Genomic DNA, 22,144 nt, shown 5'->3' with positions numbered 1-22,144 from the left:
CTGCCTGGCCCGCCCCTTTTACCTCGCCAACAAATTGCTTGGTCTCAGCATCAAACTTGAGCGTAAACGTCAGGTTATTACTCACGGCAGTTCAGTTCCTCGGTCATGGTGTGGGCGATCAGTTTCAGCTTGTGGTAATCATCGGGGTTGATAGTGCGGTTTGACAGATCGGCATCGGCTTTGACCTGGCATACATCCATGCCTAGGCACACCGGACCATTCCATCGCAGAAAAGCCGGGATATCCAACCACCATTCCAGCACACTCTGGTGCTCATCCCAGACAGTGACCACCTCGGTCTCTGCCTCGGCCCCGATCTTGACGAAGGGATCGGATTCAATCCCCCAACTGGCCAGCTCGTCCTGCCAGTCCTGCTCTTCTTTTGCCGTAGCGGGGCGACGTTGAATAGCCGCCCGCACGGCATCTAGGAGTTTTTTGTGCTGGCGACCCCGCTCATCGCCTTCATGTAGCCTTGCAGCGCTCCAGCGGTGAAATGCTGGTTCTGGCAAGCGGCAGTTAGATTATCAGGGGTAAATGGCAGCGGCTCTCCGTCTTCCCCAGCGATACCACTCCAACCGGTTACCACCTCATTAAACAGTTTGCTGTCGCCTTGCTGGCTCATCTGACGAAACTCATCACTGCCCACCAACTTGAAATCCAAGGTGATATCGCAGGTTTGCACCTTGCCGCCATCCATTGGCACGGTAATTTTGACTGGCCATGCTTTTACTTTTCGCTCTGATACGAGTTTGAACATGCTTATTATCCTTTTATGCATAGATTCGAGGTTCGAGTAACGAGGAAAGGCAAAAGACTCGAACCTCGTCCCTCGCGACTCGTGACTGTTTAACGGGTAAAAAACTGGTCGCTGTCGGCGATTACCGTCAGCGGAATGCTGTAGGTCTGGGTGCCTTCCTGCTCGCCATAACTCGGGCGGCCAAACTGCACCCGCGAGCTTTGCCAGCCCACCTGATTACCCACCGGACCATTGCAAAATACCAGCTCATGCTCTGCGCCAGCCTGAGCCAGCGCGAACACATCCAGCACCGACAAGGCCGGGGCTTCAATCACCATGGTGGCGGTCGGCTTGTAGTCGGTGATCATCACTTCTTCATGGCCGACGTATTCCTGATACGGCACTTGGTTAGCCTGGTCGTATTCCAGCGAGATCAACTTGATGGCAGCACCATCAATGGTAAAGCTGGAGTGCTGCACCCCAATCTTGAGTGGCGTCACCCAGGCACTGAAATCCGGCACGGGGTTATTAGCGGCAGTCACTGGCGCAAACAAGCCGGTGAATGCAAACTTGATCCCACCAAAGTTTTTAGCCGATGCGGTGAAAGACAAACTGCCCCGCGCGCCGACCATCTTGTGCAATGTGCCGGACTGGTAGAAATAGAGCGTCAGGCTACCGGTTGCCTCTTCATCAATGCGATAAAACGTCTCTGACTGGGCGGCGCTCTCTTCCACCGTGCGCAGACAGGCTTTCATCAAGTCGCCCCATGGCGCAGCCTTGGCCGGATTGGTTGAGGCCGCCAAATCCACGGTAAATTCCACCGTGACGTAGGTTTCAGTCATGATTTGCGGGGATTGCCCCATCGCCCCGTTGTCATATTCCAGGCTCTGTGACTCACCGGCTAACGGCGTAATAGAGAACTCTCGCCCCAGCACATGCTGCATGACTGCGCCTATTGCTCCGCTCTCATCCGGCGTAAAAGCATCGAGGCCGTAGCTGGTTTCCAAAGCAAAGCCGATAATTTTCTTTCTGTTTTTACGGGCCATACGCGTTTTGATCCTCGGTATATTCAGTTACAAAGTTATCCAGCCAGCTTGCGCGGCCACTTTCAATCGTCAGCAGGCGACCACCGCCGAGCCAGTACGGCTCAAAAACATCCGATCCCGACCAGCCAAACAGCCGTTTTCGCAACGCCTGGCGCAAGGGCTGGCGCAAGGGCTGGAGGTCAATCGGCTTGCCGTTGCGCGAGGTATCCACAATCACCACCCCGACGGTGGCGGTCAGTGATTGCAGGTAAGCGCCGGAGCCACGAACATCCGGCCCCGGCGTTTCCCCTACTAAAAACACATACAGCGCAGGGGTTCGGGTGGTGCCCGTTTTCTTCAAGTCCAACTGACTCAGGGCATCAATCTCGCTGACATCCTTCCACAACGGGTTACCTTCCTTGAGCCGGGCCACCGTCAGTGCCACCACATCTTCCATCAGATAAAATCATCCATCAGATAAAGCCCTTGCCGTTCTGACGGCTGAACACCGCCCCTGCACTGGTCATGGTCGCGGTATTGTGGGTCACCGGTTGGTGGTTGTTGCGATCAAGTCCCAGCTGCAACACCCCGCGCCCGACCTTTTCCAGATACCCGATGGCCTCGGCATAGCGCTTGGCGGCCTGATGCTCGTCACCCAGTTGGTCGTCATAGAGGTAATAGCGGGACAAATCGCAAGCGGTGCGCGTCAGTACCCGTGGCACCACTGGCAACGGCAGGTCATAACGGCCGCCGAGATAACCATCAATGGTGGCGCTGGCATCGTCCATCACCTGATCCAGCACGGCATCAACAATGCCGCCAGCGTTGCCGTCACGGTCAGTCAGTTCGGTCAGTTCCTCTTCACCAAAGCGGGCAACCATGTCGTCACGGGTACAGTACATAAGCGATCCTTGTTTAAAGCCGTTAGGGGCTAGGTTTTAGGGACGAGGGGCTAGAGAAGCAAGAGCAAACAACGCCTGCCCTGCATCTCACAGTCTTACGTCTTATTCATCTTTCTTTGTGGGGGTTGCTTTGGCAGTGGCCTTCTTTTTCTTGGCTACGCCGCCAGATAGACCTGCTTGAACCACAGCCCCTGGCGTATCGTCAGCCGGAGCTGTCGGCCCTTGCGTAGCTGGGTCATCTTCTGCTGTTCCAAGTAGCGCCAAACGCGGATCGGCTTCCAGCATGGCCAGCTGCGCAGGGGTGATCGTGTCAGCCGCCAGCGTATTTTCACCGGCGTTAAACGCCAACCCAGCACGGCGATAGCCATTGTGTGCCAGGCTTTTAACAATAAGGGCTTGAGTGATGAGATTACGTTTTTCCATAACATGAATGTCTCCGCTTATATGTGGCTAATTCTCGATACTCGACTCTCTAAACTCGCTACTCAGCCATTAGGGCAACCAAGGCACCACGACCAACTCGACGGCTTTGTAGTTGGTGTTTGATTCACCCTGGGCTTTGTTTTCCGCTTCCAGCACTTTCTTCGCGGCACTGCGATTACTTGGCCCGCACACCAACACGCTGGCCATGATCCCCAGTGGGCGGCCTTCGTCAGACTTGAATGCCATCATGGCGGCCACTGCTTTATCAAAGTTGGCATCGGTTAATTCGGCCTTGGAAGCAAACGCCTGCTGCCAGAACGCCACGCCCCAGTTACCACGACCATCAACGCCATAGACATATTCATCAGCCATGAAGACGTGATCCGACTGGCCTGCATCCGTCTTGGCATTAAGGCGATAGTCTTTGCGTTTCTGGTAAATGAATGGCTTGAGTGGACGGCGGGTATCGAGCAGGAACCAAGCGGCTCCCTCCCCGGCCTGCATGTTAGAGACCGAGGCCTCTTTGCTTGTTTCAGGGTTAACCACGGGATGATCGGTATCGAAGAAATACTGGCCGTCGTAGCATTTGGTGGTGAAGCCCGCTGCCATCAGAGCAAACAGCATTTCATCGGGGTGCGATGCCGCCGCATAGCCCATTTCCTGATACAGCGGCATGAACACGCCGTAAGCATCGTCATCAATGGCTTCCGCCGGAATGGCTACAGTGCTTTCGTACTTCTTGTTCTTGAGCGTATAGTCATGGCTGGCCAGTTTCTTGACCTGACGATCCCCGACCCATTCACGCAGGCGGGGGAACTGCCCCAGCCAGGTATAGGCTTCCGCCGAGGTAGACGACGGCACCATGGTGGCAAACTGCGGCCACAGCGCTTTATAGCTGCCGCTACCGGTGTTAAACGCGGTTTTAATCGCCGTATAAAGGGCGCTTAAATTCTTCTGATTAATATCCACTTGTTACTTCTCCCTGCGCGATTGCGCGTCCCTATTTGAACCCTGTTTGGCTCCGATCTAACTGCCATGCCCTGCTATTGGATCCCCAACCACACCCAGATCCCGTCGTCATCCACTTGGGTGATAACTCCGGCTTTGGGCCGTGTGTTGGTGGCGCTATCCAGTGACAAGCTGTGTTCATCAGCAAAGAACGCGTCACTGCCGACACTGGCATTTACGATATCGCCGCTGTTTAAAAACTTGTGCTCACCGACCTCGACGCTGATACGGCTTTCCCCGTCTACGCCGTGGCTATTGTCGATGCCCAGTGATGACACCCCGGCACAACTATCACCTGGCGCGGCACTGGCTAAGCCAATAGCCAATCCTGCTGCTAGCATCACCACCATATTGCCGCCGATGTACTGGCCCCCTCTCACCGGATAATCGCGGCGGTTGCCACTGCGTTTTGCTTCGCTCATTAGCTGTTGTCCTTTTTGGCTGCCAAGAACGCGGCTTTGTCGAGATCGCAGGCCTTGAGAACGGCCAGCTCTTCGGCGGTTAGGCCGTCATCGTCTTGGGATTGTTGTTGAAGGGTGGCGCTGGTTTGCTGGCTCGTGGTTTGTTGTGCTGTGAGTGCGGCAATCGCCGGACGGTTTTGCAACATCGCCGTTAATGCAGCCACGCCTTGCTGCTGGCCAAACTGGGTGAGGTAGTCCACCTCTGCCTCAACAATCTGGCCTTTGTCCTTAGCTGACTTGATCACCGTTTCGATGCCGTTGGTGTCAGTGCCCGCCTTGAGTACCGCCAGTTCACCTACCACACCGTTGTAAGCCCCTATCGGGACGTACTGGGTGAGGTCAACCGCCTTGCCTTTTTCGGCAGTCAGCACCGCCACTTGGCTTTTCAGCTCACCGCTTTCATTGGCTTTGGTGTGCAGGGCATCCAATGCTGTCAGGGCGGCTTGTCCTTGTTCTTTGCTCAGGGTGTCGCCGCTGATTTCAATGCCCAGCTTGGCGAGCATGGCTTTGAGTAGTTCATCCACGTCACGATCCTCCATTTGACCGTATAGGTTGATTTCAGTACCGACACCGGCACTGTGAGAATTGAATCTAATAGAGAAGTCCGCCGACTTTTCGGCATATAGCGCAGCCAGCGATTCCATGCCCACCACGCCGGGGTCATTGGTGATCGCGGCCATGCGCAGCAATAGCGGGCGGCCTTGTTTGTCATAGGGGAAAACAGCCGAGAGAAATGCGTACTCGTCGTTGTCGATGTGCGCTTTGGCGTTGCTGGTCCAGTCCGGCTTGATGTACAGACCGAGACCGTCACGCCATTCAATGTCGGTCTCACTCGTCAGCCAGCCTGCGGCCGGAGCGGGTTTACCATTCTCGGCGGCATGCAGGGTCTGGTGCTCGTAGTCGATAAGCACTTTAGGGGCAGCCGCCTTGGTGGCGGCAATCATCTGCGCAGCAATATCTGCATCTAAGTGCCAGTGGCCGTCCTCGGTATCATGCGGGCGACCGTCACGGGCTTTGAATGGCCCAGCTGGCAGCAGCTGTACCCAGCCGTTGTCGTGGTGGTTAAGGTCAGCGACCAGAACCGCGACGTTACCGGTTAGGTTGGCAGATAACACTGCCTGGGCGATGTGAGTGAGATTTGATGTTTTCATAGCGCCAGTGTGGCGCTATGACGGGATTAGCTGGGAAGGAAGGGATTCCTGTTTAATCAGAGAGGTTATCTGATTGGAAATGCTGCTTAGCAAAGACTGCGATCTCTGCTGGGTCGGTCGATAAACACGACAAATGATCAATGAACTGCACCTGATCCAACGTCTGGTCTTTCGCTCCAGGTGTTAAATCGATACGTATCATACTTGAAGTTTTCGAAAATTCAGAAAGAGCCTGTTCAAACTTAGCTTCGATAACTCTATCCCCCACCAATAATACGCCAAGCTGATCGCTAAATAAGCCTATTTCCCAACGAGGTTGGATTTGGCCGACAGAGCTTCTAATCCGAGAATGCTCAAAGACCTTTCGCAATTTATCAGCCACAAGACTATGGTGGTCACCATCAAGCTCATAGGTCGCAATCATACAGCTTTTATGCAACCAGGTTCTTTCACCAATAGCCTCTGCTGTCAACCCAGTGTCAGTGAATATCGCCTTAGCAAACCGTTCTCCCAAACTTGAAAGCCCACGATGAGCCTCATCAAGAAATGCCATTGCATCCAGTTTAGCGATGAGTACTTTGGTCAATGGTTCCTGTGATTTCAACAACGACTGAGGCCTAGCTTGCCCTCTGTGAGACATCACATCAAACTGCGCGTAAATATAAAGACGGCGAATAAAATCCAAATCATGGTATGACAACTGATTCATTGACAAGATAAAATGGCGACTTATCTGAGGAGAGTAATTGTAGCTAATCAACGCGGCCATCAAGTTGGCATACAGCTCGGTCTTTTCATTTTCAATATCGCTGACACAAGCATTTAGCAATGCATGGTAGTCATTCAGATCGAGTTCCTGCTCAAGGAATTCTTCAATATTCTTCTTATCTCCTTTAAGGCATGTATTCACCAGCCGTTTGTGGAACTCTTCAAGGCGCTGCTCTTTCCTGTCGTTGTAATACCTCTGGCCATACCCAAGAAGTGCTTCAATCACATCCCAAATCATCGGGGCTCCCGGAGCAAGGTTCGTAATAATTTGCTTCAGCATTACTTTACTGCCATTTGCCGCTAAACTCTGAGTCCTCAAGTAACTTCTTCTGGTCTTATTCTCCACCAAACTCTCCTTTTTATATTCGAAAGGCACCCAGAACCATTTCAAGGATGTTTAAATCCCTTCAACGGTGTTTAACTATCTCTTTTGAATGCCATTCCATCATTAATGGATATATTCTCTCATAATGGATTAGATCGCGCCTTAACCCCCCATCAAGAAATCACCGAGGGTGTCATAGATCTCGCTGATATCAGCTTGAGAGACACCCACTAGTGACGGGCGGTAATGGCGACGTTTTGTGGGCACAATGTAGAACAGATGCAATTTTCACAAAAAATAGCCTCGACTCACACTTTCTCTCCCTTAACCGCTCTATCATTGCTGACATATCTGCGCCCTGTTAACTTGGATATTAACCTAATGATATAGAGGTACTTTTTAACGCCATGATAAATACCTTGTTTACTATCGATAATTCGATTTGCAGCACTGTTGATTACGAGAAGGAACCTGAAAAGTATCGGGGACAAATAATTTGCTTTGAGTGCAAAGAGAAGGCTTGGTTTATTCGCAGTTTTACTCGTGGCGAATCCGAAAGAAGCGCCTGCTTTGCCGCTCATCACCTTGAAAATTGCAACGCTTCAACTGTTATCGTTAGCAACGAGGAAGATAGCGATAATGACGATAACACCAACAACTCCGATTTTGTCGTCGATCTTGACCGAGCCAAGCAACACTCGATACTGACCTCTGAACAGGGCAACAAACACAATGAGGAAGACGCTAACTGGATCAACAGGAAACCCGTTAACGAATACAACCAACAAGGCCGTTACGCCGTTAACAAATCACTGCGGCAGATTTTAACTTACCTACATAAAAACCCACACTATGCCGATGACGGCCAAACCATTCAGATAAGAACCGACTCTGATCGCGTTATTCTAGATGGCGCATTACGCAATTTCCTCGTTCCTTTTTCTGACATCACCGATACCCATTCCGAGCAGCTTATGATTTTCTGGGGCTGTATTAACAACGTGAACACCGACAAAGACGGTGCGCTATGGCTCAACCACGGCAACAGCTATTCAGAGCCCAGCATTTACTTGGACAAGGAACTCAAGCAACAGTTAAAACGTAATTTCAAACTCAACGACTTTGACGAACTGCAAGGTGCGTATGCCATTGTAGTGGGTAACGTTGCCCTATCCCCCAAGGGCAAAGCAATTATTCGATTTAGCTTCACCAAGTACATATCATTCAGGAAAGCGCGTGTTCTGTTAAAGGGTGAGCCACAAGTTGTTTTAGACCCCGTTTAAATCCCTTCAACGGTGTTTAACTCGTTTTCACCTAAGCCGTTATACCTCGTCAGGCGCTAACCGCTTAGCGTCGATTACAGAGCGTCTATTTATCCAGTAAGAAATCACCGAGGATGTCGTAGATCTCGCTGATATCATCTTGCGAGACTCCTAACCAGGGACGAGCGGGAATGGCGGCGTTTTGTGGGCGCATTTCAGTGGAGCCACCGAAATGATGGATTGCGCCGTATTCAGAGTTAGTGCCAAACTCGAAGGCTTGTGGGGATGCGAGGTAATTCAGCTCTCGGCCGAGGTGCTGATTCAGTACGAGGATCAGGCTTTGGTTCTTTTTCTTCCGCTTCTTATAGTCATCATTCAATGCAGCCCAAGGCACACCATCTGGCGAGACTTGCCGTTCCCAACAGTCTGAGTGGCTGATGAGCAACATCTCACCGATATCCTGAAAGGCAGGCTGTAGGTTTGTTCCGGCTTGCAGCAGGTGGTTGATCCGCTGTTGGATAGCCTCTTGCCCATCAATGGTGATGGTATAGCAAGCCCCAGCCATTACAATAGCCCTTCTTCTCTGGCTTGGTTAAGCAGGGTTTCATCTGCAGCAGCAAAGACGGCTTCCCATAACTCGCCGATATAATCCGCTTCTTGGCCTCTTGCTTGGCGCTCTAAGGCATCTAACTGACGCAGCGATTCAATGGTTAAAGGCTGTTTAAACAGTGCTTCCGCTTGCTCTAATTTGTCCATCTGGCTTGCTCCTTCATTTAGCTTCCACTCTTTACGTACCGTCCTTTACATAGCGGCTTTATCGACCAGCTCACTAATGAAGCCATAAGCATCGGGTAAGGCTTGTTCCAGCGCTTGGGGTGATAGTAACCAAGCCGCAAAGTGTTCGGCAAACCATTCGCTGCCATTGGTGCCCCCGTACTTGGTCAATGATGGTTGCCCTTTTACCTGTGGTGGGATCGTTGGTTGCCCTGCTCTATAGTAGACCTGATGGCCCATCTCGTGTGCCCAGGTGGTTACCACTCTGGCTGAGGTATTAATTTGGCTCTCTGCAGCCGCCGAGAACGACCAGTACCGCATATCCGTTTTGCCTTTACTAATCGCGGCGGCAATCACATCGCGCAGCTGCAAGGCATCGACTTTCACCAGCTTATCACTGGCTTTGGTTTTAACCACCACATGGTTCCAACTGCGAGAGGTAAAACCATTGGTGCGGTTGATCTTACGGGCAGTATAGTTCCAGTGCGAGTACGCTGCGCCAGACTGCAGATAAGATTCGACATCCTCGGCTATTGCTCGGCCTTTCTTGGTTCCTGTCATTTCCCCCACTTTGAGAAACAATGTTTTCAAATCATGGTTTTTCAACACCTGCGCAAAAGCGGCGACTTGCGGGGTATCCAACTCGGCCAATAAGGCGCTTATTCCGCTGGCATCGACCCCTTTGACGGTCGAGAACGCATGATCAACGATACGAGGGGTTAGCCGTTGTGCCAGTGGCGGTTTGTTACCGAGCAGTGTTTTGGTTTTCTCGGTGAGCTGGGCACTGTTCTTGGGGGTGTAGTCAAAGCCGGGATCGATCCCTTTGGGGATGTGATGCACCTCCCCGGTGACCTTATCGACCCACTCATAGGTGGTGACTTTAGGCGCACCAGTGACGGTAAGCCCGAGCCGTTTTAAGTCCCGTTCGCTGGCGGTCAGCTTCTTGCAGCTGCAACCATAGCCGTTGATTGGGGTATGGGTTTCCCACCACGGGTCGTCAAGCGGAATAACCAAATTGTTCCAGGCTAAGTGTTCATGACGGGGATGCTCGGCCCCCGAGTGTTTATAAATGCCATAAGGGCGACGGCTTTTGACTTGTTCGATCTGCTGCTCTCGCCCTGCAGTGTAGGCCTGGCGAATATTGGTTTCATAAATCACCTGAGCGCGCCAACTGGCAGAGCCTGTATGTTCCCAACCATGACGTTCAACAATGTCGTTAAACTGGCCTTTAAACCAGCCGAGGGATTTTCCTTCGGCGATGGCTTTATCTACCGCCTGGCGAAAGTCAGCCAGCAAATCAGTCTGCATGGCTCCGGCAACCATAAAGCCCCGGTCGTGGGCGTTCTGCCACACATCAGCCCAACGCTCAGACGGCACATCAGCCTTATGGCAAAAATAAGCGATCTGCTCTTTGAACGGCAGGCTGCCGTATTGCACTGGCATTACTTGCCATCCTTCACATCACTGATCCCTGCCAGCTCGGCGGCAGCCATGGCTTGTGCCATAACCTCACCCAGCTCTTCAGTGCCAATCACACCTTGTAAGGCCAATATGTCATCACGCAGTTGAGTGAGCGAGGTTGCTCCGGCAACCAGTTCCCGCACCGGTTCGACCATCGCAGCCAGTAAACCACCCGCCTCTTGGTGTAGCCGTTCAGTTTGCAGTTCGGCGGTATCTTTCTGCTCAGCTAACGCCTTCAGTACAGCCAACCCTTTCAACTCAGCTTGTGGCATGTTCTGCTGACTTGGCGCACCCAGTACCGCTTCGCCGTCTTTGGCTTGGGGAATTTGGGTTTTATCGTGCGCCCATGCCAGCGGAATACGCATCCCCAATTGCACCAATCCCGGTAAGGCGGTCGATAACATCTGAATGTCTTCCGCTTCGGTGAGGTCAAATTCAAAGCGCGGAATACGGTGGCGGGTGCGGTAGCTTTTACCGTTAAGGGCATAGAGCGGAAACACCAGATCACGGGTTAAGGTGGCGGCGATTCGTTTCAGGTCAAAATCGCGGATCTCTTCTCGGACTTCGTTATGGACGTTGCCCAGCGCATTGGTGCTGGTTTTGCCATCGGCCTGACTGGTTAAAGTGCCACCGAGAATGGCTTTGGACTGGGATTTCTCACACCAGCTCACCATGGCCATGAAAGGATCGCTGGCACCATCGGCAGCATTATTAAATTCAATGTCCATGCCTTTGGGGATAATACCGCCCGCGTTATGGCCAATCGACATCACGGCTCGCAGCAAAGTAGCTTTCTCCCGCTCGGTCGCTCCTTCTGGGTATTTACCCAGGCGGATCGGCAAGCCGTAGATCTCCAGGAACTCGGCTAAGTCACGCACGCTGTAGTTTTTGAACAGGAACGGCCAGGCTAATACCCGCACCAGACCACGGCGGGTTAAGTAGCCTGATTTAGCCTTGGCGGTGTGGGCTATCCAGCCGAACGGGTTCAGCTCTGCCCCTTCATGGCTGCCATCACGTAACCGTAATTGATTGCGGTTATCAGGGTGGGTTTGAAACCAAGACGGGTCACGGTGATCGTAGCCGGTCACCAACTGCATGCCCTCGACCACATCCCAGCGTAATTCCAGATTGGAAAAGCTTTTAAGGGTCGCGTCAGCCATATCGAAAAAGGCATCTTCTAGCCAAGTCGCATCTTCCAGCAGCTCTTGCAGCATGTCGGCATCGCGCTGCTCTTCTGCGGTAGCGTTACGAGGCGGGCGAATATTCCAGTCGATATTGAGCAGCGCCATCTTGCGCTTGGCCAATTCTGACTGGATATGGGCGTCTTTCTCTTCCATGTCCTCGGCCAGCTCGCACTGGGCGATCAGGTCGCCGTCTTCGGCGCGCTTCATGATGCCCGCCAGTTTCATCGGGGTCAGCCCGGATGAGGGATGCTCGGCAAAGTGGCGTTTGAGGGGGGTGAGACGAGAATCCGACTCGGTTTGTTGTTCGTCGAGATCAGCCGTTTCAATGGGACGGCCCCATAAATCGACAATGGGTGATGTTGCCATATTCTTATTCCTTGAAGATTGGCTTTTTAATAGCAGCCAGATTCCAACGCACTGCCTATGTCATCGAGGTCATCGTCGTCGCTTTGTGCGTTTTTACCCGGCAGCGGAGTGAATTCAATCGCGGCCCCGTCCATCCAGCTGGCGCGCACGGCCATCGCCAGTCCTACTGCAAAGTCACCGTGGCGCTGCTTGCCGTCTTGGCCTTTACTTTTGCCCTTGTCGATTTTCGGGACGCCGTTGATCACCTGGATATGGCAGAGGTCGTCTTTAATATCTTCATGGCGTGGCAGTTCTAGGTTCAGATCTTCGAATTCGGCTTTGAGCTTGGGCATCCACTCGCGATACCACGGGTCGTTGAGCGAAACCTGATCCACCATGTCGGTGCCGTATTTCAGGGCGGCGGATTCTGCCAAGTAGCCGCCGTTACCCGTGGCATCAAAGGCCATGCCGCGTTTTCTGGGTAAGGCTTCAAGCAGGTAATGGAGAATTTGCCGCTGGGCGTCGTAGGTCATGTTGCGTAGCTCAACCACGAACGGGACATATTTGCTGAGGTTCTTGCGGATCCCCAGCGGGACGAATATCGACAAGTCGCCTTTGCGGGCAAAGTCTTCGCCAAAAGCATGGGAGTGGCTGACATCGAGCTTGTTTAATTCCGGCTTTAACACCTGTTTACACCAGTCATCGACGTATAGTTTTCGCTGGCCGTCACTCCATTCCATGAAGCCTTTGGGGGCTTCGATGGTCAGGATAGGCGCGGTGTCTTTGCCAGGCTCTGCGGTGGTCGTTCGGGTCATCGCCGAATCAATCAGTACCAGCGGGATATACTGGCCGCTGGAGGCCTTGGGAACACAGTAATACTCTTCCAGTGCATCGTCTTCGGTGGCGGTGTCGTTGAGCAGGTTGGCTTTCCACTCGTCTTCTTTTTCTTGTGACCATTCAATTTTCTGCACTTGGCAGATCCGCTGATACAACCCTTCGGCACAGGCATCATCCAAGGTGATGGTGTGGACGCTGTAGCGTTTCTTGCCTGCCCGCGAGTCATTAATCAGGCTGTTAAACAGGTTACTCACGCCATTGTGGGTGCTGATTAAACGCACCTTCGCGCCCCACATGGTCAGGGCCAGCGCGGCTTTGAGCACTTCGGCCAGACGATCATGAAACGCGGCCTCATCAATGATAACCGTACCCTGCATCCCTCGCAGGTTGGACGGGTTGGAGCTGAGCGCCTGCACCTTGAAACCGGAATCGAAGTACACCACAAAGGTCAGGATGTCTTTGTCTTCATCGGCTAGCACTTCTTCCTGTACTTCGCTGGCAACCTTATTAAATGCCTTAGCCCACATGGCGACGGCATCAATAAATTCACGTGCCATCTCTTTATTCGAGCCGACATAAAACACGTTACTGCCGCCCTCGCCTTTGGCTGCACCAGCGCTTAATGCTGAATCTGCCGCTTCGGCAAAGGTCAGCCCGGTTCGGCGGGATTTCTCGGCAATCTTGAGCACTGAATCATCTTCAATCCAGCGTTTCTGGTAACCCAGCAACAGCTCATCGGGATCAAAGGCACAAGCCGTATCGCGTTTAGAGTGGCGAGTTTCGAGGGGAAGAGCATCGTTGACCATCAGGCTATCCCTAAGATTTCTTTCTTGATGTTAGAAACGGTTTCGGCGGTAAGTCCGGCTTTCTTGGCGACGGTTTCCGCGACCTTGGCCGCTTCATCGGCAAACGCCTTGCGGATTTCCTTCTCGCGCTTATGGCTCGACATCGCGGCACTTTCGAGACGCTGCGCTGCCAGCATGGCATCTTTGATCATGCCTATATCAACTGGGCCGTCGTTTTCATTGGCGTTCATCATGGCTTTAAACAGCTGGGTACGACCAATTTCAAGGATAAGCTTGGACACTTCCCCAGTCGGCTTATCACCAAGTTGGGCCACCAGCGCCTGAGAAACCTCACGGACATCCCGCAAATCTTTGCCGATGGCTTCCATGCGGGTGGCATAGCGGTTGAGGCCACTACGTGAGGGTTTGAGATCTTCCGGCAGGCCCAGCTGGTCGATATGATCATGCACCGCATCCAGCACATCTTGCTGGGAGTTTCGGCCATCGCGCAGCAGCTCATCGAGCAGCCGTTTTACGGTATCGGGCAGCAAATCAATCTTGCTGCGGCGGCCTCGGGTTAGCTTGTCTTGTTTCTTATTCTCGGGCTTGTCACTCATGTCACTCTCCCGGACGTGGTTTTTTAATGCCCGACACGGTGACACGACCACTTGCTACCTCTTCACCCCGTCCCGTCAACGTCGCGATATAGGTGGAGCCTAGCTTTTCAAGCGTGACCAATCCCAGTTCCGCTAACCATTCCAGCGCCGCCCGCAATGCGTCTCGGCTGATGTCTAGGCCATAGCGGTCTAACCCATCCTGAATAATTGATTCATTCAAGTCATACCCCGGCACCTCAGACAGCAGGCGCAAGATAACCAGCCGTTGGTGCTCTCGGAGAATTTGCGTAATTGCCATTATTTTTGCTCCTGCCTTAATTCGTTTTCATACAACATCGCCAGCCGATTCTCGATGCTCTTCATCGAGGCGAGAATAGACTCATTCTGGGTGGTCACTTTCACCACGTTTTTATCCATCTGGTGCCACTCTTCCCGAGACGGCAGACTGGCCTGCTCTTTCTCTATCGCCGTCACCCGATCTGCAAGCTTGCTGTGATCGGCTTTGGTGGCAAAGCGATTAGACAGCCAGGCAAATACCCCAGCCCCTGCTAGACCTCCCGCCACCACCACAATCGGCCACCAGGTTTTGATCAGTTCACCGTCCATGTTTCCCTTTCTCTTTATTGCCCATCTCGATGATGGATTCGCACGGCACGCAGCGCACCGCCTCAGGGGCTTTTTCTAGCCGACGCGGATCAATCGTTACCCCGCAGCCCAGACAGTAGCGCCCGTCATTATCTTCATCCGGGGTTTCAACCGGCTTGCGTTGCCGCCGGATGCACTCAGTAATGTAGGCATCCGTTTCGACAGCGGCCCTGTCTACGACATCTGACATGCTTTATTCCTTTAAATGCTTACGTCGCCGTGCCTTGGCCTTTCTCACGATGGCGAATACCCATATAAGCGGTCGCCAACGCGAACATGATCCCGGCGATCACCATGTCAGGCCCGTCGCCTTTGCCAATCGCGTGCAAGGCTTCCGCGCCAATGACGTAAATCGAACCCGAGAACGCGCTGATATAAGCCAGGTTCGGACGGCATGCCGCCACTTTGTCGCTGGTTGATTGGTCGCCGCGCTGAATGGTTGCTTGCCCGACAGAGAAAATGGTTTCTTCATGTTCCAGCTGGCGGGCTTCACGTTCAGCATCGATTTGTGCCAGCTCGACTTGGATTTTCTCCAGCTGCTTGATCTCTTCCGGCGTCAGCGTTTTCACCAGCTGTTCCATTTTGACTTGCTGTGAATCCGGCGAAGATAACGAGCCGCTGATCTGCTCGACCGCATCGGCAACTTTGACTGCCGTCTGGCCGCTCTTTTCACCAAACAAGCCGCCCACGGTTTTAATGAGCGTCGGGCCAGCTTTAAGCAATGACGACGCCAGGCTGATAAGTGTGATCGGATCCATGACGCCTCCTTAGTGTTCAATGATATCGAGCTGCCAAGTTTCACCAGCAAGCAGAGTCATCAAGCCATTAAAGGCCTCGGTAGAGTTCATCACCGCCCATTCCCCACGGCTGACACCAAAGTGAGTGCCGGGCGCAAGGCAGCCTTGCAGTTCATTGGGTCGGTTAGCTTTATGGATAAGGCAGTGAGTACGGACACTTGGCCCGTAACGGGTGACGCCAAGCGTCGGTGCTTCAAGGGCGTAACAAGTACCAAATTTATTGCTTTGATGTGGGATGAGTTTATAAGTACCCGGCGGCACACAAGAGATATTGGGTTGGTTGTTTAGCCAAGGCCGCTCGACCATGCAGCAAATCTGCTTGCCATCTTGGGTATGTAAAGTAGAAAACGTGCCGTGACTAAAATGGCGACGCTTGAGAGTAAGGGTATTCATGGGCATCCCTGTAAATTGTTTGGTTACAGGGATGGTATGGGGTGTGGAACGCTAGGTGATATGGAGGTAAATCCTGAAATATGTAATTGGACCAAATGCGGTACAAGTTTGGTTTGTTATCTGCCAACTTTGCTGCGTAATTCATCATCTAGCATAGCTAGCGTATGATGCGTGAAATTAGGCTTCAGCACTAACTCCTGTTCGCTTTCCTTACCTTCAAATAACACCTGAGAATCATCAATTGTAATAACAAATATGGGCTTGGATTCAAGTATAGATCTGGATAAGTTTGATGCATCGCAATACGCTCTCAAACCATCAATACTTTTTGCCCACGAACATCCCAGATTCCCCTCACATTCTCCATCTCTGCCTATCCGGTATAAGGTCATGACTTGATTGTTTTGAGTATAGGTTTGTGGAAATTTAGACAAATTGAAACGAAAACAATCATAACCGCCTGAAATTGTGCTTGAGGTATATAGCTCGATAAGAGTTTCCTCTCTACCTTTACCCTGCATTAATTTGATAATATCGTTCTTATGAGAATGAAGAAAAAACAGTAAACATTCTAAATTTTCCCCATGCTCGCCAGTATAAAAATGTTGCTCTAGATCTTGCTCTGATTGCAATGCTTTATTGAGATGCATGAGTTCATTCGCACTCAAGTATTCCTTTCTTAAGTGATTAACATCTATACCAACAGCATTAAAAATTGATATTAAATATTGATTCAAATTGATATTTCCTTACAAAAACCTATCAATTTTGTATTTTAATCAAATTTTTAAAATGGTGATATTGATAAATGTGAATGGCAACGAGATTATCCCCACAATCTAAAATAACTCCCGTTGCCTGCGCTTCACTTCAGCTTGGCGTTGTTCGCGGATGATTTCGGTGATTTGCCGCTCGGTCAGCTTGTGGTGATTCGCCAGCTGTTCGATATTGCGACCGTTGTATTCGCGCCAGATTGAGATATTACGTAGAGCGGATTTTAACTTGATGCCCGTGGGGATGTAGATGTCACGACCACCGAAGTAATGACCAAGGGCAATGGTCAGCTTATCAGCCAGGTGCGGTGCTTCAATGTTGGCGCGCTTGAGTTCGCTGTTTAGCACTTCGCTCAACGATTGCAGCGTCGATGGCCAACGCTGGCGGACGTTATCATCGCCAATTTCAGACACGCTGTTAATCAACAGCTCAAGCTCTGCCGCTTCAGTTTTAAAGATCTCCTGCTGCTGTTCCATACCCCACCCCCAACTTTTACGAATCACATTATTGAACAAGGCGGGGATCGCTGAGTCAATCCAACATTTCCGATAGGAGGAAAACAAAAACCGCCGGTGGGCGGTTTTAATGGTTATGGGTTTATCCTATGTTAAAGTGTCCTAGCCTGGACGCTTTACGAACATTATGTTCTATATAGAGCATGATTACTGATCATTAACTTTCATAGCTTCAACAATCTTATCTGCGTAACCGGAAAGATTTTCCATGTGATTTTCAAGAATATATGTACTCTTTGAAGATGTTCCTCCAGTAGAGAATGAAGCACTAATGTCCGTTCGAATCAACTCGAGCGCTGCAGTTACAGCAAGCTGACGCTTAATTTGCTCACTCTGATTAGCAAAGAGTGTTGAAGGATTTTTCTTAATGTCAGGATATTGACCAGTTGCATTATCAACAACATGAGTCATCAAGATATCTTTAAAATTAACGGTATCTAACTTTACATTGGTATTAGTCATGTGCATCTCATATGAAATTAAACTCTATATGTACATGAGTCCTTTTCTACGTACATTCAATGCCCACTATGTTAAATCTGTGATTTAACCATCAAAAAACATCATTCTGAAATGCGTGTGTCAGATGATGAATGCCAATAAAAAACCGCCAGCGGGCGGTTTGAATAGATAAAGGCTAATGGATTTTCTCAAGTTTCTTTATCGCTATTCGAATTCATATTCTGAATAAAGACACTCTCGACAATAGCCCGACCAGTGTCTACTCCGTCAACACGACCATCACTGTAGTAAAACGCTGAAGAACCTTTTTCATGCTCTTGGCGATCGCCTTTTTCAATTTGAATGCGGTCATCAAAAGCTTTCAATAATGTATCGAGCAGTTTATCGTTGGTTTCCATGCTTTTATTTCCTTCTTTGCTGCTTCACCATGAATTCATATTCATCCACCACCGCCTGATACCCAGCTAATCCCGTACCATTGCGATTGAGTGGAATACAGTGACCAACTTCTTTCATCCTGTCGGTCAACGCCCGCTTGTGCCAGTTCTTGAGTGATTCCAACACCGTGTAAGCCTGGTTCGAATACAGCCAGCCAATATGTTCGACACCTTGCTGACCGCCTCGGCTAGTCATTCGGCACACATACTTATCAAGCGCCGCTTCTGAACTATCACGGACGATGCCATGCCCGGCCATGGTTATCCAAACCGCCCGGATCTTATCAATCTGTGCATGTTTGGCCTTACCTGACTTCGGACTTAAACGGCGTTTAAACGGTGTTTTAATTCCTTTACCTATTCGTTTGACATCCATGGATGGATTAATGTCGCGGGAGGCAGGACGCCGGGAGCGACGAAAACCCTGCATCTCCATCACGGCCAATACCATCTCTAGCTGTTGAATATTCATTTTGCTACAGCTGGAATGCTCACCATTGGCAAACAGTAAAGCGCGGTAAGTGTCATCATCAAGGGCCAGTTCACGCTTACCTACGTGAATAAGCTGGATTAGTCGGTTCCGGTTATTCATCGTCACTTTCTCCCCCATTCAAATGGCGGATAGGTTCATTCCTTGGCTCTGTTCGCCAGCCCTTAGAATGGTTATCAGCCCAATTTTCAGCGGTTCCTCTATCCATTTTTCCGACCGACATAAGGTAATCAATTAACTCGTTATCCATGATTAACCTCTAGGCAACGCGCCTTTACCAAAGCAAGACCATCCAACTTTTTAAACTGACGACAAAGAACCGATGCTTTCGGAAAGTACGGATCTAACCAATGCTGCTTTTGATACAGCTCTGGGTACTCTTTTCTAGTTCGTCGCTTACCGAATTGTTTTTCAAACTTTTTGACCTTAGAAGGCGCATACATAGACTTAGTACGCGCCTTCCATACCTTGCCCAAAATGCTCGGCTTATCCTGACAATCATCACGTAACCACTCACCTTTAATGAGATCATCGATGTAAACGGCCAGCACCGTTTTCCCTTCACTTTCAAGAGCACGAGTCACCGTCACTTCATAGCCCTCAAGCGAAAATACGACATTAAAAACGAAGCCTTCTAATTCGGCCTCAATTTCTTTCCATTGTTCTTTGGTAATTTTCATTTCCATATAAACCTCAAATTCAGGTTGCACGGATCCCCACGCGGGTGCGTGTATCAACGTTTAAATTCAATTTACAGACTGTTTTAGACTTGGCTGCTCATCAGTACCCAAGCACCACCTTGGGTAGATACCGCCCTCAGTGAGAGCGGCATTTCGCACTTATTCGCTGGGCGGTGGGATTTCCCCCATTACCCACAGCAGGGCATCACTCACGCCTTCGGTATAGCTTTTACCTATCACCTCGGCGTTAATTTCTTCCAGCTGTTGCGCTTTATCCAGTTCATTCAGCACCGCCATCCGGGAGTGTGGCGCGACAAACGGCATGTTAAGGTGGCTCATCTTCTCCATACGGCCTCCTTACAGTGCTGCTAAGTCGAGAGGGATATTCATCAACTTGCCTTCGCTGTTACGCTCACGGAAATTAAGGTAGGTTTTCGAGCCTGTCACCATGACGGCATCGGCGATGGCTTCCATGGCGTTAACCCAGCGCTCATCGTTGATTTTGTCTTTATGCTTACGCAGTGACAGGATGCGGGCAGTATTGAGGTTACCCTCGCGATCGACTTCAAAGGCATCGTTAATCAGCACTTTGAGGTAGTCGTTGGCGTTTGAGCTCCAATCCTGCACGCACTCATCAATCAACTCTTTGGCTATCTGTAGTTCTGGGCCGAAGGTGATGCGATCTTGCACGGTGATTTTAATCTGCAGCTGGCCATCATAGGATGAGAATGAAAAACCGCCCTTCGCGCCACCACGCTTCTTCTTGGTTTCATATTTTTCTGCCAGCAATTCAAGGAAGGCGTAGCAGTCTTCATACACCCGCAGCTTAAAGGCTTTTAATACGCCCTGAATATTACGTGCCTCAGCCACGTGTTTATTTACGAAGTCGTTAATTTCGATATCGTAATCATCGACGGTAGAGAGCGGCACCAGGCGCTGTTTACTATCGAGCATGTACCCGTCAGGCACAGTGGTAGAAGTGGTACAGTTTGTTTCTTGGGTATTCATTGAATGTCCTTATTGCGCTTATTACTTGAATCCAGCCGTATTCCAATTCTTTGCCCACGTAATAAACGTTGGTAAGAAAGTGAGCAGGCATCGTCTTTGGCAAACGGTGATACTTTGTAAGACGCTTTGGCCTTCTTGGCTTGTTTCGGTTTAACTTCGCCTACCCCGCGCACATTGGTGCAGTAATGGCAGGTGTCACGGTGTACTAACCAGCATGGCCGTTCCACTTTGCAGCAGTGGCATGTCACTAACAGGCCATCTTCTTTTATAAGGCGGTAGCGGTGACTCCGTTCGCTGCCTTCTCTTGTCACAAAGCCATGGGTTTGCAGGTATTTCAGCTGATAGAGCAAGGCCCGACTGGTTAACTCAACGATATGGATTGACAGTTCAGGGCGTGTAAGAGGCCGTTCCCGAAGCGCAATCACTATCCTTTCGGCGGTGTTCATGGCTACGCCCTCCAGGTCACCAAGCATCCTTCCAGCGAGGCAACATTTAACATCGCCACGTCATGACCATGGCGGGTGGTTATGGTGAAGCCAGGGCAAAGGTTGTCTGGCCGCTCAATCTCGATGACCGGGCGCAGGTTACCAACCCGTGTCGAGCGCACCTGCAGACCACACCGAGTCAGGCGGCGAACGACTTTATTAATTAGATCGGTTCTGGTGTTTAGATTACCGGTTGTCATTTTTCGCTCCTTGAATACTTTTTGCTCCACAATAATTGGTTATATCGTGTCGCTAATTTGGTGAGTTCCGTTTCTAACAATTCACTTAATTTCAAAGCATCACCACCAGCAATCCGATGAAAATAAGCTAACTGACTCTCTAATGAATAAAGATTTTCGCCTTTTGTATTTCTGTGTTTTCGCTTTGTTTCTGCATTTTTATTTTCATTTGACGATGATTGATAAAAAATTACCTTTCCCTCACCGCTCCACTCTTTATCTTTTGGAGGGAAAGGGTTAGTGCCTGTCAGCTTTTTCTCGATTTTAATCGTTACTGGTAGGTGAGAATGAGGACAACCACTTCTGCAAACTTTGTATAACATGACGCGCTGAGGGTTAGTTGCTGCAAATTCTCTCTCTTGATGACACTGACATTTATCTACACTTAACTCACCAAGGACGGGACATATGACAACTTGATTCATGTAGCGCCCTTCAACTAACTTACAAATTCTGGCAAGATCCCCTTTATAATTTCCCTTTAGTACCTGATTGACCTGCGTGGCACTAACACCCAGTTCAGTTGCAACAATCCGCTGTGATCTAGGTGGCTGGCATTGTTTTCGTAACACCTCAAGCCATGATTCATTACTCACGATGCCTCCTTATTTTTGAAGAGTTTGTCTTCATTTGGATCCCACATCCCTTTTTTACTTCGTTCAATTGGTGCCAGAGGCCCAGTATCACGAACTAATAAGAAAACAGCTCCATCACCTAGCCTTGGTTTGCTCGGGCTAATTTTTCGAACATAACCAGCTTGAATTAATCTATTAACAAATTTTGATGCTGTACTTCGCCCTACTTCTGTGGCCATCATCAGATCTGATAATCGAAATTTGCGCAACACTCTCAACGTTAACCACATTTTTTGTCGCGGGCGGTTAGCCGGCAATCGAGTCTTTGTGGTTTTTGCTGAACCTGAACCAAATAACACTCCTTGACTATTTATCACTTGGAACTGATAAGGCCTCCCTTTACTTATATTGATCACGAAATTGTTTTTGATAAGTTGTTGCACGAAATTAGAAATATTCTGCTTCGGTACTTCAGCCTTTACTGCCACATCCCTGACAGTAAAGACGTTTAAATCGCGCATTACTTTCCAAGCTTTTTCCCTGGGTGTTTCGTTGTTACACAGCATGAAAATCACTACCT

The 22,144-nt window shown here is 50.3% G+C and carries 35 protein-coding genes and 1 other RNA gene; 1 reads left to right on the top strand and 35 read right to left on the bottom strand.

Annotation, left to right across the window (positions count from 1 at the left end; all coding sequences use genetic code 11):
- Nucleotides 1-77: 77 nt before the first annotated feature.
- From L4D12_RS21375 to L4D12_RS21330, 10 genes are all read right to left on the bottom strand, one after another.
- Nucleotides 78-419 (bottom strand): hypothetical protein, encoded by a 342-nt coding sequence (locus L4D12_RS21375; RefSeq protein ID WP_428449862.1) that lies wholly within the window; start codon nucleotides 417-419, stop codon nucleotides 78-80.
- A gap of 5 nt (nucleotides 420-424) precedes the next feature.
- A complete protein-coding gene (locus L4D12_RS21370) occupies nucleotides 425-757 on the bottom strand; it encodes a hypothetical protein (protein ID WP_428449861.1) in 333 nt (110 codons plus the stop codon).
- Nucleotides 758-846: 89 nt separating this feature from the next.
- The gene (locus L4D12_RS21365; protein WP_428449860.1) at nucleotides 847-1,782 is read right to left on the bottom strand and encodes a phage tail tube protein; all 936 of its coding nucleotides are present in this window, start codon (nucleotides 1,780-1,782) and stop codon (nucleotides 847-849) included.
- On the bottom strand, nucleotides 1,772-2,218 hold the full coding sequence (locus L4D12_RS21360; protein WP_428449859.1) for a phage tail terminator protein: 447 nt from the start codon (nucleotides 2,216-2,218) through the stop codon (nucleotides 1,772-1,774). The genes L4D12_RS21365 and L4D12_RS21360 overlap by 11 nt, the downstream gene beginning before the upstream one ends.
- Before the next feature lie 16 nt (nucleotides 2,219-2,234).
- Nucleotides 2,235-2,663 (bottom strand): gp436 family protein, encoded by a 429-nt coding sequence (locus tag L4D12_RS21355; RefSeq protein ID WP_428449858.1) that lies wholly within the window; start codon nucleotides 2,661-2,663, stop codon nucleotides 2,235-2,237.
- Between the two features lie 102 nt (nucleotides 2,664-2,765).
- The gene (locus L4D12_RS21350) at nucleotides 2,766-3,086 is read right to left on the bottom strand and encodes an HI1506-related protein (RefSeq protein WP_428449857.1); all 321 of its coding nucleotides are present in this window, start codon (nucleotides 3,084-3,086) and stop codon (nucleotides 2,766-2,768) included.
- 69 nt (nucleotides 3,087-3,155) lie between these two features.
- Entirely contained in the window at nucleotides 3,156-4,055 is a 900-nt protein-coding gene (locus L4D12_RS21345) for a Mu-like prophage major head subunit gpT family protein (RefSeq protein ID WP_428449856.1), read from the bottom strand.
- A 74-nt stretch (nucleotides 4,056-4,129) separates the two neighbouring features.
- A complete protein-coding gene (locus tag L4D12_RS21340; RefSeq protein WP_428449855.1) occupies nucleotides 4,130-4,516 on the bottom strand; it encodes a hypothetical protein in 387 nt (128 codons plus the stop codon).
- Nucleotides 4,516-5,706, bottom strand: a complete 1,191-nt coding sequence (locus L4D12_RS21335; protein ID WP_428449854.1) for a phage protease — start codon at nucleotides 5,704-5,706, stop codon at nucleotides 4,516-4,518. Before L4D12_RS21335 ends, L4D12_RS21340 begins: the two co-directional genes overlap by 1 nt.
- 52 nt (nucleotides 5,707-5,758) lie before the next feature.
- Nucleotides 5,759-6,820, bottom strand: a complete 1,062-nt coding sequence (locus tag L4D12_RS21330) for a hypothetical protein (RefSeq protein WP_428449853.1) — start codon at nucleotides 6,818-6,820, stop codon at nucleotides 5,759-5,761.
- A gap of 386 nt (nucleotides 6,821-7,206) precedes the next feature.
- On the opposite strand from L4D12_RS21330, the gene L4D12_RS21325 reads away from it, so the two are divergent.
- On the top strand, nucleotides 7,207-8,082 hold the full coding sequence (locus tag L4D12_RS21325) for a hypothetical protein (RefSeq protein WP_428449852.1): 876 nt from the start codon (nucleotides 7,207-7,209) through the stop codon (nucleotides 8,080-8,082).
- A gap of 85 nt (nucleotides 8,083-8,167) precedes the next feature.
- On the opposite strand, the gene L4D12_RS21320 is transcribed toward L4D12_RS21325, so the two are convergent.
- From L4D12_RS21320 to L4D12_RS21205, 25 genes are all read right to left on the bottom strand, one after another.
- A complete protein-coding gene (locus L4D12_RS21320; protein WP_428449851.1) occupies nucleotides 8,168-8,626 on the bottom strand; it encodes a phage virion morphogenesis protein in 459 nt (152 codons plus the stop codon).
- Entirely contained in the window at nucleotides 8,626-8,817 is a 192-nt protein-coding gene (locus L4D12_RS21315) for a hypothetical protein (protein WP_428449850.1), read from the bottom strand. The genes L4D12_RS21320 and L4D12_RS21315 overlap by 1 nt, the downstream gene beginning before the upstream one ends.
- Nucleotides 8,818-8,862: 45 nt before the next feature.
- Nucleotides 8,863-10,278 carry a phage minor head protein gene (locus tag L4D12_RS21310; protein ID WP_428449849.1) on the bottom strand — a complete coding sequence of 472 codons (1,416 nt, stop codon included), beginning with the start codon at nucleotides 10,276-10,278 and terminating at the stop codon, nucleotides 8,863-8,865.
- A complete protein-coding gene (locus tag L4D12_RS21305) occupies nucleotides 10,278-11,846 on the bottom strand; it encodes a DUF935 domain-containing protein (protein WP_428449848.1) in 1,569 nt (522 codons plus the stop codon). The genes L4D12_RS21310 and L4D12_RS21305 overlap by 1 nt, the downstream gene beginning before the upstream one ends.
- A gap of 26 nt (nucleotides 11,847-11,872) precedes the next feature.
- Nucleotides 11,873-13,468 carry a terminase large subunit domain-containing protein gene (locus L4D12_RS21300; RefSeq protein WP_428449847.1) on the bottom strand — a complete coding sequence of 532 codons (1,596 nt, stop codon included), beginning with the start codon at nucleotides 13,466-13,468 and terminating at the stop codon, nucleotides 11,873-11,875.
- The gene (locus L4D12_RS21295) at nucleotides 13,468-14,064 is read right to left on the bottom strand and encodes a DUF3486 family protein (protein ID WP_428449846.1); all 597 of its coding nucleotides are present in this window, start codon (nucleotides 14,062-14,064) and stop codon (nucleotides 13,468-13,470) included. Before L4D12_RS21295 ends, L4D12_RS21300 begins: the two co-directional genes overlap by 1 nt.
- A gap of 1 nt (nucleotide 14,065) precedes the next feature.
- Nucleotides 14,066-14,362, bottom strand: a complete 297-nt coding sequence (locus tag L4D12_RS21290) for a VpaChn25_0724 family phage protein (protein ID WP_428449845.1) — start codon at nucleotides 14,360-14,362, stop codon at nucleotides 14,066-14,068.
- Nucleotides 14,362-14,670 (bottom strand): DUF2730 family protein, encoded by a 309-nt coding sequence (locus L4D12_RS21285; protein ID WP_428449844.1) that lies wholly within the window; start codon nucleotides 14,668-14,670, stop codon nucleotides 14,362-14,364. The genes L4D12_RS21290 and L4D12_RS21285 overlap by 1 nt, the downstream gene beginning before the upstream one ends.
- Complete coding sequence (locus L4D12_RS21280) at nucleotides 14,660-14,899, bottom strand: TraR/DksA C4-type zinc finger protein (protein ID WP_428449843.1); 240 nt, start codon at nucleotides 14,897-14,899, stop codon at nucleotides 14,660-14,662. The genes L4D12_RS21285 and L4D12_RS21280 overlap by 11 nt, the downstream gene beginning before the upstream one ends.
- A 19-nt stretch (nucleotides 14,900-14,918) precedes the next feature.
- Nucleotides 14,919-15,467, bottom strand: coding sequence for a hypothetical protein (locus L4D12_RS21275; protein WP_428449842.1), 549 nt, complete (start codon nucleotides 15,465-15,467; stop codon nucleotides 14,919-14,921).
- A gap of 9 nt (nucleotides 15,468-15,476) precedes the next feature.
- Entirely contained in the window at nucleotides 15,477-15,899 is a 423-nt protein-coding gene (locus L4D12_RS21270) for a DUF5675 family protein (protein ID WP_428449841.1), read from the bottom strand.
- Nucleotides 15,900-16,015: 116 nt separating this feature from the next.
- Nucleotides 16,016-16,636, bottom strand: a complete 621-nt coding sequence (locus tag L4D12_RS21265; RefSeq protein WP_428449840.1) for a hypothetical protein — start codon at nucleotides 16,634-16,636, stop codon at nucleotides 16,016-16,018.
- Between the two features lie 102 nt (nucleotides 16,637-16,738).
- Nucleotides 16,739-17,149, bottom strand: a complete 411-nt coding sequence (locus tag L4D12_RS21260; RefSeq protein ID WP_428449839.1) for a Mor transcription activator family protein — start codon at nucleotides 17,147-17,149, stop codon at nucleotides 16,739-16,741.
- 186 nt (nucleotides 17,150-17,335) lie between these two features.
- Entirely contained in the window at nucleotides 17,336-17,650 is a 315-nt protein-coding gene (locus tag L4D12_RS21255; RefSeq protein ID WP_428449838.1) for a hypothetical protein, read from the bottom strand.
- 188 nt (nucleotides 17,651-17,838) lie between these two features.
- Complete coding sequence (locus L4D12_RS21250) at nucleotides 17,839-18,048, bottom strand: hypothetical protein (RefSeq protein ID WP_428449837.1); 210 nt, start codon at nucleotides 18,046-18,048, stop codon at nucleotides 17,839-17,841.
- 4 nt (nucleotides 18,049-18,052) lie between these two features.
- Nucleotides 18,053-18,679 carry a gp16 family protein gene (locus L4D12_RS21245; protein WP_428449836.1) on the bottom strand — a complete coding sequence of 209 codons (627 nt, stop codon included), beginning with the start codon at nucleotides 18,677-18,679 and terminating at the stop codon, nucleotides 18,053-18,055.
- Nucleotides 18,672-18,827 (bottom strand): hypothetical protein, encoded by a 156-nt coding sequence (locus L4D12_RS21240; protein WP_428449835.1) that lies wholly within the window; start codon nucleotides 18,825-18,827, stop codon nucleotides 18,672-18,674. Before L4D12_RS21240 ends, L4D12_RS21245 begins: the two co-directional genes overlap by 8 nt.
- Nucleotides 18,820-19,263 (bottom strand): hypothetical protein, encoded by a 444-nt coding sequence (locus L4D12_RS21235; protein ID WP_428449834.1) that lies wholly within the window; start codon nucleotides 19,261-19,263, stop codon nucleotides 18,820-18,822. Before L4D12_RS21235 ends, L4D12_RS21240 begins: the two co-directional genes overlap by 8 nt.
- A gap of 81 nt (nucleotides 19,264-19,344) precedes the next feature.
- Nucleotides 19,345-19,416, bottom strand: an RNA gene (locus tag L4D12_RS21230) — hammerhead ribozyme type II.
- Complete coding sequence (locus tag L4D12_RS21225; RefSeq protein ID WP_428449833.1) at nucleotides 19,417-19,605, bottom strand: hypothetical protein; 189 nt, start codon at nucleotides 19,603-19,605, stop codon at nucleotides 19,417-19,419.
- 9 nt (nucleotides 19,606-19,614) lie between these two features.
- A complete protein-coding gene (locus L4D12_RS21220; protein WP_428449832.1) occupies nucleotides 19,615-20,265 on the bottom strand; it encodes a DUF3164 family protein in 651 nt (216 codons plus the stop codon).
- Entirely contained in the window at nucleotides 20,262-20,711 is a 450-nt protein-coding gene (locus tag L4D12_RS21215) for a hypothetical protein (RefSeq protein WP_428449831.1), read from the bottom strand. The genes L4D12_RS21220 and L4D12_RS21215 overlap by 4 nt, the downstream gene beginning before the upstream one ends.
- A gap of 2 nt (nucleotides 20,712-20,713) precedes the next feature.
- Nucleotides 20,714-20,950, bottom strand: a complete 237-nt coding sequence (locus L4D12_RS25560) for a hypothetical protein (protein ID WP_489685951.1) — start codon at nucleotides 20,948-20,950, stop codon at nucleotides 20,714-20,716.
- The gene (locus L4D12_RS21210; RefSeq protein ID WP_428449830.1) at nucleotides 20,947-21,585 is read right to left on the bottom strand and encodes a hypothetical protein; all 639 of its coding nucleotides are present in this window, start codon (nucleotides 21,583-21,585) and stop codon (nucleotides 20,947-20,949) included. Before L4D12_RS21210 ends, L4D12_RS25560 begins: the two co-directional genes overlap by 4 nt.
- Nucleotides 21,582-22,130 (bottom strand): hypothetical protein, encoded by a 549-nt coding sequence (locus L4D12_RS21205; RefSeq protein WP_428449829.1) that lies wholly within the window; start codon nucleotides 22,128-22,130, stop codon nucleotides 21,582-21,584. Before L4D12_RS21205 ends, L4D12_RS21210 begins: the two co-directional genes overlap by 4 nt.
- Nucleotides 22,131-22,144 lie beyond the last annotated feature (14 nt).

Source organism: Photobacterium nomapromontoriensis (assembly GCF_050336815.1).
In the GTDB taxonomy this organism is placed as follows: Bacteria; Pseudomonadota; Gammaproteobacteria; order Enterobacterales; family Vibrionaceae; genus Photobacterium; species Photobacterium nomapromontoriensis.
This window is presented reverse-complemented; position numbering and strand designations above follow the sequence as displayed.